Annotated in this window: 14 protein-coding genes; 9 read left to right on the forward strand and 5 right to left on the reverse strand. The window is 62.4% G+C overall.

All coding sequences use genetic code 11. The annotated features are described in order from the left end of the window. Positions 1 to 16: 16 nt before the first annotated feature. From rapZ to AC1DCM_RS03705, 9 genes are all read left to right on the forward strand, one after another. Entirely contained in the window at positions 17 to 940 is a 924-nt protein-coding gene (gene rapZ / locus AC1DCM_RS03665) for an RNase adapter RapZ (RefSeq protein WP_477517327.1), read from the forward strand. Continuing rightward, positions 940 to 1,956, forward strand: coding sequence for a gluconeogenesis factor YvcK family protein (locus AC1DCM_RS03670; protein WP_442005396.1), 1,017 nt, complete (start codon positions 940 to 942; stop codon positions 1,954 to 1,956). Before rapZ ends, AC1DCM_RS03670 begins: the two co-directional genes overlap by 1 nt. A 13-nt stretch (positions 1,957 to 1,969) precedes the next feature. Beyond that, the gene (whiA, locus tag AC1DCM_RS03675; protein ID WP_018777554.1) at positions 1,970 to 2,950 is read left to right on the forward strand and encodes a DNA-binding protein WhiA; all 981 of its coding nucleotides are present in this window, start codon (positions 1,970 to 1,972) and stop codon (positions 2,948 to 2,950) included. 175 nt (positions 2,951 to 3,125) lie between these two features. After that, positions 3,126 to 3,749 carry a superoxide dismutase gene (locus AC1DCM_RS03680; protein WP_216925790.1) on the forward strand — a complete coding sequence of 208 codons (624 nt, stop codon included), beginning with the start codon at positions 3,126 to 3,128 and terminating at the stop codon, positions 3,747 to 3,749. A 270-nt stretch (positions 3,750 to 4,019) separates the two neighbouring features. Then, a complete protein-coding gene (gap, locus tag AC1DCM_RS03685; protein WP_431115204.1) occupies positions 4,020 to 5,030 on the forward strand; it encodes a type I glyceraldehyde-3-phosphate dehydrogenase in 1,011 nt (336 codons plus the stop codon). 9 nt (positions 5,031 to 5,039) lie between these two features. After that, on the forward strand, positions 5,040 to 6,266 hold the full coding sequence (locus AC1DCM_RS03690; RefSeq protein WP_477517328.1) for a phosphoglycerate kinase: 1,227 nt from the start codon (positions 5,040 to 5,042) through the stop codon (positions 6,264 to 6,266). A 74-nt stretch (positions 6,267 to 6,340) separates the two neighbouring features. After that, positions 6,341 to 7,156: a triose-phosphate isomerase gene (gene tpiA / locus AC1DCM_RS03695; RefSeq protein WP_442005394.1), complete on the forward strand. Its 816-nt coding sequence runs from the start codon at positions 6,341 to 6,343 to the stop codon at positions 7,154 to 7,156. Between the two features lie 36 nt (positions 7,157 to 7,192). Beyond that, positions 7,193 to 7,450 carry a preprotein translocase subunit SecG gene (gene secG / locus AC1DCM_RS03700; protein ID WP_216925786.1) on the forward strand — a complete coding sequence of 86 codons (258 nt, stop codon included), beginning with the start codon at positions 7,193 to 7,195 and terminating at the stop codon, positions 7,448 to 7,450. A 165-nt stretch (positions 7,451 to 7,615) separates the two neighbouring features. Further along, positions 7,616 to 8,011, forward strand: a complete 396-nt coding sequence (locus AC1DCM_RS03705) for an RNA polymerase-binding protein RbpA (protein WP_477517329.1) — start codon at positions 7,616 to 7,618, stop codon at positions 8,009 to 8,011. Here the strand turns inward: AC1DCM_RS03705 and pgl are convergent. From pgl to tal, 5 genes are read right to left on the reverse strand one after another with little or no spacing between them, the layout of a single operon-like run. Then, the gene (gene pgl, locus AC1DCM_RS03710) at positions 7,964 to 8,782 is read right to left on the reverse strand and encodes a 6-phosphogluconolactonase (RefSeq protein WP_477517330.1); all 819 of its coding nucleotides are present in this window, start codon (positions 8,780 to 8,782) and stop codon (positions 7,964 to 7,966) included. The two genes, AC1DCM_RS03705 and pgl, sit on opposite strands and share 48 nt — an antisense overlap. Next, a complete protein-coding gene (locus AC1DCM_RS03715) occupies positions 8,772 to 9,713 on the reverse strand; it encodes a glucose-6-phosphate dehydrogenase assembly protein OpcA (RefSeq protein ID WP_442015477.1) in 942 nt (313 codons plus the stop codon). Before AC1DCM_RS03715 ends, pgl begins: the two co-directional genes overlap by 11 nt. Then, the gene (zwf, locus tag AC1DCM_RS03720) at positions 9,710 to 11,266 is read right to left on the reverse strand and encodes a glucose-6-phosphate dehydrogenase (protein WP_477517331.1); all 1,557 of its coding nucleotides are present in this window, start codon (positions 11,264 to 11,266) and stop codon (positions 9,710 to 9,712) included. The genes AC1DCM_RS03715 and zwf overlap by 4 nt, the downstream gene beginning before the upstream one ends. Before the next feature lie 15 nt (positions 11,267 to 11,281). Then, positions 11,282 to 12,913: a glucose-6-phosphate isomerase gene (locus AC1DCM_RS03725; protein WP_477517332.1), complete on the reverse strand. Its 1,632-nt coding sequence runs from the start codon at positions 12,911 to 12,913 to the stop codon at positions 11,282 to 11,284. 6 nt (positions 12,914 to 12,919) lie between these two features. Further along, on the reverse strand, positions 12,920 to 14,038 hold the full coding sequence (tal, locus tag AC1DCM_RS03730; RefSeq protein WP_477517333.1) for a transaldolase: 1,119 nt from the start codon (positions 14,036 to 14,038) through the stop codon (positions 12,920 to 12,922).

Raw genomic sequence — 14,038 nt, forward strand, 5'->3', positions numbered from 1 at the left:
GAAACGGGGACCACTGATGGATGAGGCAACGGCAGGAGCCGGCGCGGAGCAGGACGGACTAACGCCCGTCAAGCCGGCGGAGGCGGAACTGCTGGTGGTTACCGGCATGTCGGGGGCGGGCCGCAGTACCGCTTCGGACGCCTTGGAGGACCACGGTTGGTACGTTGTAGACAACCTTCCTCCCCAGATGCTTGGCACCTTGGCGGAAATTGTCTCGCACGCGCCCAAATCCATTCCGAAGCTGGCCGTAGTGGTGGATGTCCGCAGCAAGGACCTTTTCACTGACATCCAGACCGCCCTGGGTGCCTTGAGTGCCACCGGCATCACTTTCCGGGTATTGTTCCTCGATGCCAGCGATGAAGTCCTGGTCCGCCGGTTCGAACAAGGCCGGCGCCCGCATCCGCTGCAGGGCGGTGGACGGATCCTTGACGGAATCGGCATAGAGCGTGAGGTCCTGCGCGAACTCCGCGAGCATGCCGACGTCGTTTTGGACACCAGTGAGTTCAACGTTCACGGCCTTGCAACTGCCATCACTGAATTGTTCAGCGATACCGGACCTGTGACGCTCCGGCTCAATGTCATGAGTTTTGGATTCAAGTACGGCTTGCCTGTTGACGCCAACTTCGTGGCCGACGCCCGTTTCATTCCCAACCCGCACTGGGTGCCACAACTTCGTCCCCACACAGGATTGGATGAGGACGTCAGCGACTACGTGCTAACCGCTGATGGGGTCCAGGAGTTCGTGGACCGTTACGTGAAGGCACTGGAACCAGTCCTGGACGGCTACCGCCAGGAGAACAAGCATTACGCCACCCTTGCTGTGGGATGCACAGGTGGCAAGCACCGTTCGGTGGCAGTCGCCGTCGAGCTCTCCAAACGCCTCGCGCAATATCCGCGCGTTACCGTCACAACCACGCACCGCGACCTGGGGCGTGAGTAATGGGAGTCCTCACGGGTCCGTTGCCCCTCATCCCGCCCAAGGGCGTTCCGGGCAGCCAACAAAACAAGAGTCCTTCCGTGGTGGCCCTCGGCGGTGGACACGGACTGGCGGCCTCGCTCTCCGCGCTTCGTCTGTTGACGTCAGAACTGACGGCAATCGTCACGGTAGCTGACGACGGCGGCTCCTCCGGGCGTCTACGGGACGAGTATGGAGTCCTGCCGCCCGGCGACTTGCGGATGGCACTGAGCGCGCTGTGCGATGACACCGACTGGGGGCGCACATGGCGGGACGTCATGCAGCACCGCTTCGCTGCGGGAACCGCCAAGGGCGGTTCGCTGGACCACCACGCGATGGGCAACCTGCTTATCGTCACCCTCTGGGAGCTGCTGGGGGATACCGTGGCCGGCCTCAAATGGGCCGGGGCGTTGCTGGGCGCGCGAGGCCAGGTGCTGCCGATGTCCAGTGTTCCTTTGACCATCGAGGGCCAAGCCCGGGTGGAACTGCCCGGCGGGGGACATGAACTGCAGACCGTCAGCGGCCAGGCGAAATGCGCGGTTGCTGGAAAACTGGAGGAAGTGCGGCTGCTGCCCGAGGACGCCCGAGCCTGCACTGAGGCGCTCACCGCGATCGAGCTCGCCGATTGGGTCATTCTCGGACCAGGGTCCTGGTACACATCGGTATTGCCCCATTTGTTGCTCCCGGAGCTTCGGCAAGCCTTGGGCGATACTGCAGCCAAACGCTGCCTCACCATGAATCTTGATGTCGAAACCAAGGAAACGTCCGGCATGACGGCGGCCGACCACTTGGATGTCCTTCGACGCTACGCACCGGAGTTCAGCGTCGACGTCGTGCTCGCCGATCCCTCGGCGATCCAGGACCTGAAGGCCTTTGAGAAAGCAGCGGGGATGATCGGTGCGGAAGTGGTGTTGGGTAGAGTAGGGGCTTCGAGGCGCCGCCCCGTCCACGATCCACTGCTCTTGGCGGCGGCGTACCACGATATTTTCGGGAACAGTTAGGAATACACACGCGATGGCACTTACCGCGTCGGTCAAGGACGAACTGTCCCGGCTGGACATCAAGAAATCTTCAGTCCGTAAAGCTGAGGTTTCGGCGATGCTCCGCTTTGCAGGGGGCTTGCATATTATTTCGGGACGAATCGTCATCGAAGCTGAGGTGGACCTGGCCTCGACTGCCCGGCGCCTGCGCGCCGCGATTGCCGAGGTTTACGGACACCAGAGCGAGATCATCGTGGTCTCAGGCGGCGGCCTGCGCCGGGGCAGCCGCTACGTGGTCCGTGTTGTCCGCGACGGCGAAGCCCTGGCACGCCAAACAGGACTCCTGGACGGTCGCGGCCGTCCGGTACGCGGACTGCCTTCTGTAGTTGTCAATGGCTCTGCGGCCGACGCGGAAGCCGTCTGGCGCGGAGCTTTCCTGGCCCATGGATCCCTCACCGAACCCGGACGTTCTTCGTCCTTGGAGGTAACCTGTCCCGGGCCGGAGTCCGCGCTGGCACTCGTGGGTGCTGCACGACGGCTGGGCATACAGGCCAAGGCCCGCGAGGTCCGCGGCGTCGACCGCGTGGTTATCCGCGACGGCGACACGATCGCCGCGCTCCTTACCAGAATGGGCGCACATGACGCCTTGATGGTCTGGGAGGAGCGGCGCATGCGCAAGGAAGTCCGGGCCACTGCCAACAGGCTGGCCAACTTTGATGACGCCAACCTTCGCCGTTCGGCGCAGGCCGCCGTGGCGGCAGGTGCCAGGGTGGACCGCGCGCTTGAAATTCTGGGCGATGACGTTCCGGATCACCTGAAGTATGCGGGGGAGCTCAGGGTCGCCCACAAGCAGGCAAGCCTGGACGAGCTGGGCCGCCTTGCCGATCCCCCCATGACCAAGGACGCCATTGCGGGCCGGATACGCCGCTTGCTCGCGATGGCTGACAAACGCGCACTCGATCTCGGAATTCCCGGTACGGAAGCAAATGTGACTCCGGAAATGATGGACGAGTAGCTCCCGCCCATAGAATCGAGATCGTGTGGAGGAAATACTGTGAGGCCGCAGCGGGTTGTTGCCGGTGGCGGCAGGAGCAGGCTTCTTCCCCAAGGATTTCCGGCTGGCCTGCCGGCCGGATGAACACAACGAGAGTTACCAAACCGGACTTCGGTCCATTACATTGGAGGATTTCGTGACAGAGTACGTTCTGCCCGAGCTCGGCTACGACTACGCAGCTCTTGAGCCGCACATTTCGGCGAAGATCATGGAGCTGCATCACAGCAAGCACCACGCTGCGTACGTTGCAGGCGCCAACAACGCCCTCAAGCAGCTTGCTGAAGCCCGCGAATCGGGTGACTTCGCCAACATCAACCGCCTCTCCAAGGACCTCGCGTTCCACACCGGCGGCCACATCAACCACTCCGTGTTCTGGAACAACATCTCCCCGGACGGCGGCGACAAGCCTGAAGGCGAACTCGCAGCAGCCATCGAGGATGCCTTCGGTTCATTTGACGCTTTCCGTGCCCAGTTCACCGCTGCCGCACTCGGCCTGCAGGGTTCCGGCTGGGCCTTCCTGGCTTACGAGCCCATCGGTGGCAACCTGGTCATCGAGCAGCTCTACGATCAGCAGGGCAACGTCGCCGTTGGTACCACTCCGCTGCTCATGCTGGACATGTGGGAGCACGCCTTCTACCTGGACTACGTCAACGTCAAGGCTGACTATGTCAAGGCATTCTGGAACATCGCCAACTGGGCAGACGTCGCCAAGCGCTTCGAAGCAGCCCGCGCCAACGCTACGGGCCTCATCGTTCTGTAGCTGGTGAGCCCCGGTTCACGTTGATGTAACAAAAGTCACATTAACAGTGAAATGGGACCAAATACTGGAAAGCCTGCCCCCGCAGTTGCGGGGGCAGGCTTAGTTAAACGTAAGATGGGTCACGGAAGGCGGTTAGCCTTCAGCAACGTGGCTGGTCGCCCTCCGATCTGATAATCACCTCTGCCCAATGACGTGCGGGGTCTGTTAGTTGGAAATAAAAATCCGACTCACTAGGCGTGCTTGCAAGAGCACCAAGGAGATTGACACACAGTGACCACCCGTATTGGTATCAACGGCTTCGGCCGCATCGGCCGTAACTACTTCCGCGCAGCACTGGCCCAGGGCGCAGACCTTGAGATCGTCGCAGTCAACGACCTCACCAGCCCCGAGACCCTCGCCCACCTCCTGAAGTACGACTCCGTCGGTGGCCGTCTGACCCAGTCCGTGGAAGTCAAAGAGGGCAACCTGATTGTTAATGGCCAGTCCATCACTGTCCTTGCCGAACGCGATCCCGCCAACCTTCCCTGGGGCGAGCTCGGTGTCGACATCGTCATCGAGTCCACCGGTTTCTTCACCAAGGCCGCAGCTGCTCAGAAGCACATCGACGCCGGCGCCAAGAAGGTCCTCATCTCGGCACCTGCCAGCGACGAAGACATCACCATTGTCATGGGCGTGAACCACGAGCTCTACGATCCCGCAGCGCACCACATCATTTCCAACGCATCCTGCACCACCAACTGCCTTGGCCCACTGGCCAAGGTAGTCAACGACGCCTTCGGCATCGAGCGTGGCCTGATGACCACGGTTCACGCCTACACGGCTGACCAGAACCTGCAGGACGGCCCCCACGGAGACCTCCGCCGTGCCCGTGCTGCTGCCATCAACATGGTCCCTACGTCCACTGGTGCTGCAAAGGCCATCGGTCTGGTCCTGCCCGAACTCAAGGGCAAGCTCGATGGTTACGCCATCCGCGTTCCCGTGCCCACCGGTTCCGCAACGGACCTTACGGTTACGGTTTCCCGCGAAGTTACGGTGCAGGAAGTCAACGCTGCAGTCAAGGCCGCCGCTGAGTCGGACCAGTTCGCCGGGATCCTGAGCTACACGGATGCTCCCATCGTTTCCTCCGACATCGTTGGCGACCCCGCTTCCTCGATCTTCGACTCCGGCCTGACCAAGGTCATCGGCAACCAGGTCAAGGTTGTTTCCTGGTATGACAACGAGTGGGGCTACTCCAACCGCCTCGTCGACCTCACGGAGCTCGTCGCATCCAAGCTGGGCTAGGGTAGACACATGACATCTCACACCCTCAACGAACTCATCGCTGAAGGTGTCCGCGGGCGGTACATTCTGGTCAGAAGTGACCTTAATGTGCCGCTCGACGGCTCTGCAGTGACCGACGACGGCCGCATCAAGGCCTCCCTCCCGGTCCTTAAGAAGCTCTCGGACGCCGGTGCCCGTGTGCTCGTAACCGCCCACCTCGGCCGCCCCAAGGGCGCCCCCGAGGAAAAGTACTCTTTGAAGCCCGCAGCCACCCGCCTCGCGGAACTCGCGGACTTCAACGTCCAATTGGCTGCTGATACCGTTGGCGACTCCGCCAAGGAGCTGGCAGCTGCATTGCAGGATGGCGAAGTACTCATCTTGGAAAACGTGCGTTTCGATGCCCGCGAAACCAGCAAGAATGACGCCGAGCGTGGCGCATTCGCTGACGAGCTGGTTGCCCTCACGGGTGACAGCGGCGCGTTCGTGGACGACGCCTTCGGGGCGGTCCACCGCAAGCACGCCAGCGTCTATGACGTCGCAACGCGCCTGCCGTCTTACCTTGGCGACCTGGTGCACACCGAGGTGGAAGTTCTCCGGAAGCTCACCGCAGACACCCAGCGGCCTTACGTTGTTGTCCTCGGCGGTTCCAAAGTCTCGGACAAGCTGGCAGTCATCGACAACCTGCTTGGCAAGGCAGATACCATCCTGGTTGGTGGCGGCATGCTGTTCACTTTCCTGGCCGCCGAAGGCCACAAGGTAGCTGGCAGCCTCCTGGAAGAAGACCAGATTCCTGTCGTTCAGGACTACCTCAAGCGCGCCGCTGACGCCGGTACGTCGTTCGTGATTCCCACGGACGTCGTGGTTGCAAGCCGTTTTGCGGCCGATGCCGAGCACGAAGTGGTCCGCGCGGATGCTATAGAGGAAAGCTCGTTTGGTGCCTCCGGCATTGGACTGGACATCGGGCCCGAATCCGCGTCAGCTTTTGCGGCGCAGATCGAAGGAGCCAAGACCGTGTTCTGGAATGGCCCCATGGGCGTCTTCGAATTCGAGGCATTCTCCAGCGGCACGCGGGCCATCGCGCAGGCCCTGACTGACACCGTGGCTTTTACGGTGGTCGGCGGCGGCGACTCAGCCGCAGCAGTAAGGACCCTCGGCTTCGAGGATTCCCAGTTTGGCCACATCTCCACCGGTGGCGGGGCCAGCTTGGAATATCTTGAAGGCAAGGAACTTCCGGGCCTCAGCGTCCTGGACCGCTAAACAGCAATCCGGCCGGCAGGACGCCCACGCGTCCTGCCGGCTGTTCCATTTATCAACGCATTCTTGGAGTTCATGTGACTACCTCTGCCAACGGCAACTTTGTCCGAAAGCCCTTCATCGCAGGCAACTGGAAGATGAACATGGACCATGTCCAGGGCATCACCTTGCTTCAGAAGCTCGCCTGGACCCTCTCGGACGCCAAGCATGACTACAACCGTGTAGAGGTTGCCGTCTTCCCTCCGTTCACTGATCTCCGCGGCGTGCAGACGCTCGTACAGGGCGACGAACTTGACGTCGTTTACGGCGGTCAGGATCTGTCCCAGTTCGACTCCGGCGCCTATACCGGTGACATCTCCGGCCAGTTCCTCAGCAAGCTGGGCTGCGCCTATGTCCTGGTGGGGCACAGTGAACGCCGCACCATCCACAACGAGTCCGACGACGTCCTGAACGCAAAGGTCAAAGCCGCGTTCCGCCACGGAGTCACACCAGTCCTTTGCGTCGGTGAAGGCCTCGAAATCCGTCAGGCAGGAACACACGTGGAGCACACGCTGGCCCAGCTGCGCGCCGGTGTCGAAGGCCTCACACCGGAACAGGCCGCTGAGCTTGTGGTCGCCTATGAGCCCGTGTGGGCTATCGGAACCGGCGAAGTTGCAGGCCCGGAAGACGCACAGGAAATGTGTGCTGCCATCCGCGTCGAACTTGCCAAGCTCTTCGACGAGGGCGTAGCTGAAAAGACGCGCCTTCTGTACGGAGGCTCCGTCAAGGCTAACAACGCTGCCGCCATCATGGCAGAAAACGATGTTGACGGCCTGCTTGTGGGTGGCGCCAGTCTGGACCCAGCTGAGTTTGCTAACATTGTCAGGTTCGAGAGCCACCTCGTCACGGACTAGTCCGGCTCCCGTTTTCCGCTTCTTCGAAAGGCCGTCGTGGACGTTCTTCATGTCATTCTGCAGATCCTGCTGGGCGTAACCAGCCTTCTGCTGACGCTGCTCATTCTTCTCCACAAGGGACGTGGAGGCGGTTTGTCCGACATGTTCGGTGGGGGAATGAGCTCCGGATTGAGCTCTTCCGGCGTTGCTGAGCGGAACCTGAACCGCTTCACCATCATTCTTGGTGTCACCTGGGGAGTCGTCATCATCGGCCTGGGCCTGATCATGCGCTTCACCTCGGGCGGCGATTCCTAAAAGTTTGCGTAGGAAGGCTCCTGCAAGGGAGCCTTCCCAGCACTTCTGAATCATTCGGCACCAAACACCAGTGCCGCCGTCGTACCCCTCGCATTAGACTGGGCCTGTTGGCCGTAAGGCCTACGGGCCGTGATGGCCAACCACCGAGTCGCTAGGGGTTCGAAAATGGTTCATGGCACGCCTGGTTACCGGGGCACCCGCGTTGGTGTAGCACTGGGATCTGCTCCCCGACATCAAAGCGACCACGGCGATGGAGAACAACTGCCGCGTATTCGTGTCCCCTATTGGTGCGCCAAGGGACACGAGACGCGGCTTGTTTTTCTTAAACTGCCCGACGAACAAATACCGAAGAACTGGGACTGCCCCAAATGCGGCCTCCTTGCATCGAGAGACCCCGGCCAGGTTGCGGAATCCCGGCCCGAAGACGACCTCTTCAAGTCCCACTTGGATTACGTTAAAGAAAGACGCTCCAGCCAGGACGCCGAAATCGTCCTGGCTGGAGCGTTGGAGCGGTTACGCGCCCGCGGGGTCCTTCCGGACCAACTGCTGGGGGACACGTGACGCAGCGTTCTCGTCGATGAGCCACAGGGTCCTGGAGCGCCCAACGGGGCCTGCTGCGGGGACCTGAACAGGGTTGGCGCCTGCCAGGGCAAGGCCCACGGCACCGGCCTTGTCCTCGCCCGCTACCACCATCCAGATCTCCTGCGCCGTATTGATGGCGGGCAAAGTCAAGGAAATGCGCGACGGCGGGGGCTTGGGTGAGTTTTCAACGCCCACCACTGTACGGTTCTTCTCCCTGATGGCTGCCTGCTCCGGGAAAAGGGAAGCGACGTGGGCGTCTGGACCAACACCGAGTAGCAGTACGTCGAAGCGCGGCAAGACACCGGGCTCCTCCGGACGGGTATCGGACATGTCAGCGGCATGCTCTGCCTCTGCTGCTGCCTTCAGCCTGTCGGCATAGTCAGCCGCAGCGTCATCAGCCGATGCGAACTCGTCCGATGAACCCGGCTCATGGACGCGGGCAGGATCAACAGGAAGGTGCGCGAGCAGGGCCTGGTGTGCCTGGCGGGTATTGCGATCATCGCTGCCCGCGGCCACAAACCGTTCATCACCCCACCAGAAGTTCACCTTAGACCAATCGACAGCTGGTGCCGCAGCAGAATCCGCCACCGCCTTCAGGGTGCCAATCCCGACAGTGCCTCCTGTCAGGACCACCGTGGCCTCACCGTGCTTGTCCTGGACATCCACGAGCTTGGTGATCAGGCGGGCCGCAATGGCCGCCATGAGCACCTTGGAATCGGGGTGGATGCTTACTCTGGGCTCAGCGTGCACTGGTCTGGACTCTCCTCTGACTGGTTAATGGCAGTCCCATCGTAATCACTTCTCCGAAAACTTCGTCCGGGTCCAGCCGGCGAAGTTCTTCGGCGAGGCAATCTTTCAGGCTGCGTCGGGGGAGGGTGATGCGCTGGGCAGGCTGGCCGGGCTGCGTCAGCTCAGCCACGGACAATCCGGGGCGGAAAAGCTGAACGTCACCGCTGGCACGCGTCATGCGGACGCGACGGATGCCCGTACCCGCCGGATCGGCAACGATCGTTACCGGCGCCTGCAGGGCAAGGCCCAACCAGGCTGCGAGGAGCAGAGTGCTGGGGGAGTCAGAAGCACCTTCAACGGCTACGGCGGAGACGGGGTCGTTGTCCACTTGGTCGAACACGGCTGCAAGCTGCATGCGCCAGTTCGTCAGGCGCGTCCATGCGAGATCCGTGTCGCCTGCCTTGTATGTCCGGCGAATGTTCTCCAGCGCCTGGGCGGGATCAGGCTCGTTCGCGGAGTCGGTGATGCGCCGGTGGGCAATACGACCGATGGACGTCTCGCAGGCGCTTTCCGGTGCGCCATGAGGCCACCAGGCCACGATCGGTGCGTCCGGGAGCAACAGCCCGGCCACGAGCGATTCACTTTCGTGGGCCATGTGTCCGAACCCTCGCAGCACGATCACTTCGGACGCACCGGCGTCGCCGCCAACGCGGATCTGCGCGTCAAGGCGGTCCGGTGCCTCCACCCCGGCATCGGCAAGCACGATGATGCGGCAGGGGTGTTCGCGGCTGGCCTCGTTGGCCGCCTCGATGGCGTCTTCTTCCTGCCCGGACTTCGTGACAACCACCAGGGTCAGCACACGGCCCAGGGCGATCACGCCGCCTTGTTCCCTTAGCGACATGATCTTCTTGGAGATCTTGGAGGTGGTTGTGTCGGGAAGATCTACGATCATGGCCTTCTCCAGGTTCGTCCATCACGGGCAAGGAGTTCATCGGCTGAAGCCGGTCCCCAGCTACCGGGTGCGTACGGTTGCGGTTGTTCTTCCAGGCCCGCCCAGTACTCTTCGAACGGGTCCAGGATCTTCCAGGACAGCTCGACTTCCTGGTGGCGCGGGAAAAGCGGCGGTTCGCCCAGGAGTACGTCCAGGATGAGTCGTTCGTAGGCTTCCGGGCTGGACTCCGTAAACGAGTGGCCGTAGCCGAAGTCCATCGTGACGTCGCGGACCTCCATTTGCGTGCCCGGGACCTTGGAACCAAATCGGATTGTGGCGCCCTCGTCAGGCTGAACACGGATCACCACGGCGTTCTGGCCGAAGTCGTCGTCGTTGTGGTCCCGGAACAGCAGGTTGGGTGCACGCTTAAAGACGACCGCGATCTCGGTCACTCGACGGCCAAGACGCTTGCCGGCGCGAAGGTAGAACGGGACACCGTTCCAGCGGCGGGTGTTGATGTCCACGCGGATTGCAGCATACGTTTCCGTCTTTGAGTTTGCGGGGATGCCGTCCTCATCCAAGTACCCCAGTACCTCTTCGCCGCCCTGCCAGCCACCGGTAAATTGTCCCCTGGCGGAATGCGTGGACAAATCATCGGGCAGCTTAACGGCCGCGAGGACCTTTTCCTTCTCGGCACGCAGGTCATCGGCGTTGAAGGAAATGGGCTCTTCCATCGCCGTCAAGGCCAGGAGCTGCAGCAGGTGGTTCTGGATGACGTCGCGGGCCGCGCCCACGCCGTCGTAGTAGCCTGCACGGCCACCGGTGCCGATGTCCTCGGCCATGGTGATCTGGACGTGGTCAACATAGTTGGCGTTCCAGAGCGGTTCGAACAACTGGTTCGCGAAGCGCAGCGCCAGAATGTTCTGGACCGTTTCCTTGCCCAGGTAATGATCGATCCTGAACACAGCATCCGGTGGGAACACTGACTCGACGATGTCGTTGAGCTGACGGGCTGACTCGAGGTCGTGACCGAACGGCTTTTCGATGACAACTCGCCGCCACTGGCCGGGCTTCGCCTGAGCCAGGCCATGCTTGGAGAGCTGGCGACAGACCTGCTCGAATGCCTTGGGCGGGATGGAGAGGTAGAAGCCATGGTTGCCCCGCGTGCCGCGGGTCTCGTCCAGCTCCTCCAGCACGTCGCCGAGGCGCTCAAAGGCGTCGTCGTCGTCGAACTCGCCCTGAACGAAGCGGATGCCCGAAGCCAACTGTTCCCAGACGGCTTCGTCAAACTTCGTTCGTGCATGGGCCTTGACGTTCTCTTTCACCTCCGCCGCGAAGTCGGCGTTGTCCCACTCACGTCGTCCGAACCCAACCAAGGCAAAGCTTGGCGGAAGCAGGCCGCGGTTGGCGAGGTCATAGACCGCAGGCATGAGTTTCTTACGGGCGAGGTCGCCGGTGACTCCGAAGAACACCAACGACGACGGCCCGGCGATGCGGTTCAGGCGCCGGTCCCGCGGATCCCGCAAGGGATTCCGCAGGCCGGCGTTCTTCCTGCCGTTTTCAGTTTCTGGCATGTTTGGTTTTGTGCCTTAGCTTTCGAGTGCGCTGGCCTGGCCGGCCAGTGCAGCGACGACTTCCTGGAGCTGGGCTACGCCGGCCGCACGCTCGGTGAGGTGCAGGCGCAACACGGGACGGCCATGGCCTTCCAGGACCTGGGCGTCGCCCGAGGCCTGTGCAGCAATGAGCTCCCCGAAAGTGAAGGGGCGGTCAGGGATTTCCAGATCCAAAGACGAGGCCGCCGTGATCTGAAGGAACACACCAATAGCCGGACCGCCCTTGTGGAACTGACCCGTGGAATGCAGGAACCGCGGGCCCCATCCGAACGTCACCGGACGGCCGGAGACAGCGGCGAGTTCGTCACGGATACCTTCCAGGGGCGCATGGGAGATGCGGTCCAGGTAAGCCTGGACACTGAGGTAACCGTCAGGACCAAGCTGGGCCAGAAGTGCCTGCACGGCTTCGGCTGCGGTGGCAGCACTACCGAGCCAATCGCCGCCGCGAACCTCCACGACGCCGTCGGTGAACGCGGCCGGAGTTGGCTCAGGGCGGGCATCCAGCAAGCCGCGCGCGGCCACCTTGGCAGCCTCGACATCGGGCTGGTCAAACGGGTTGATGCCCAGCAGACGTCCTGCAACTGCGGTCGCGAATTCCCAAAGGAACATCTGGGAAGCCAGGCCACCTGCGATCGCAACTTCGTTTTCACGAAGTTCGACGTCGGCGTCCGCACTGACCAGTCGGACCACCAGGACATCCTCTGCGCCGCCAAGCGCCTCGGGGGAATCCGGTCCCGCGACAACAGGCAGCACACCCGTGCCGAGCTTGCCCGTGGACTCCGCGATGAGCTGCTCGGCCCAGTCAGCAAAGCCCACAATGCCGGAACCGTCCTCGGCAATGACGATCTTGTTGCGCAGAGGCTTGGTACCGCCCAAGGCAATGCCCAAAGCAAGGCCAATGTTGTCCTCCGAGTCCTCATTGAGGATCTCGGCAGCCTCCTCAGCTTCGTCCAGGAAAGCCTGGATGTCGACGCCAGCCAGCCCGCAAGGGACAAGCCCGAAAGCCGTGAGGGCAGAGAACCGGCCGCCGACGTTGGGATCGGCGTTGAAGACGGCTCGGTAGCCGGCTTCGCGGGATGCCTTGTCCAGCGGCGATCCCGGATCCGTGACGATGATGATGCGGCTCTTGGCGTCGATGCCGGCGTCGTTGAACGCTTTCTCGAACACCCTGCGCTGGGAATCGGTCTCAACAGTTGAACCGGACTTGGAGGAGACGACAATTGCAGTCGCCGCCAGCCCGTCCGTCAAAGCAGCACTGACCTGCTCGGGATCTGTGCTGTCCAGCACAGTCAGCTCGACGCCGGCGGTACCGGCGATGACCTCAGGAGCCAAGGAGGAGCCACCCATGCCACAGAGGACAATACGGGAGACGCCCTCGGCGCGGAGAGCATCGCGAAGTTCGAGAATGCTCTCCACCAAAGGTTGCGATACGGCGGCAGCCTCAACCCAGCCCAGTCGGATGGCCGACTCGGACTCGGCTTCAGGACCCCACAGCGTGTGGTCTTTGGCGAAAATCCTCGTGGCGACCTTGTCCTCTACCAGGCTGGTGATGTTCTGGGCGATGGCCTGCTGCGCGGCACCGCTGGCGTCGTAGCTGATTGTGCTCATGGTTGGTTAGGAAGCCTTCCGTGCGGTGGCGAGGGCGCCTTCGACGTCGGCCAGGAGTTCCTTCCAGCTGGCCACGAACTTCTCGAGGCCTTCGGTCTCAAGGACAGCTACGACGTCGTTGTAGGAGACGCCGAGTGCCTCGAGTGCGTCGAGGGTCTGGTTGGCTTCTGCATAGGTGCCCGTGATGGTGTCTCCGGTGACTACGCCGTGATCGAACGTTGCATCGAGTGTCTTTTCCGGCATGGTGTTGACCACGCCAGGGGCGACGAGTTCGGTGACGTACAGGGTGTCCGGGTAGGCCGGGTCCTTGACGCCGGTGGAGGCCCAAAGCGGACGCTGGGGGAGGGCGCCGGCTTCGGCGAGCAAGGTCCAACGTTCGGTGGAGAACAGCTCTTCGTAGACCTGGTAGGCGAGCCGTGCGTTGGCGACGCCCGCCTTGCCCTTGAGGGCCTTGGCTTCGTCGGTGCCGATGGCGTTAAGGCGCTTGTCGATCTCGGTGTCCACGCGGGAAACGAAGAAGGATGCCACGGAGTGGATCTTGGAGAGGTCGTGGCCGTTGTCCTTGGCCTGCTCCAGGCCGGACTGGAAGGCGTTGATGACGGCGCGGTAGCGCTCCAGGGAGAAGATGAGGGTCACGTTGACGCTGATGCCCTCGGCCAGGGTTGCCGTGATGGCCTCCAGGCCTTCCAAGGTTGCGGGGATCTTGATGTGGACGTTGTCCTTGTTGACCTTGCCGTACAGGTGCTTGGCCTCCGCAATCGTGGCCTGTGTATCCCAGGCCAGTCGGGGATCCACCTCGATGGACACGCGGCCGTCCACGCCATTGGTGGCGGCGGCGACCGGTGCGAACAGATCGCAGGCGTCGGCGACGTCGGTGGTGGTGATCTCGAAGATGGTCTCTTCGACGCTGGCACCGGCCGCGGCCTGCGCGGCGATCGTGCCGTCATAGTCCGTGCCGGTGGTGATGGCGGCGTGGAAGATGGACGGGTTGGTGGTGACACCGACGACGTTCTTTTCGTCGATGAGCTTCTGCAGCGTGCCCGTTTCGAGGCGGTTGCGGGAAAGGTCATCGAGCCAGATGGAAACGCCGGCGTCGGAGAGTTGCTGCGTGGGGGTGCTGGTCAT

The organism is Paenarthrobacter sp. 10N417, assembly GCF_056394745.1.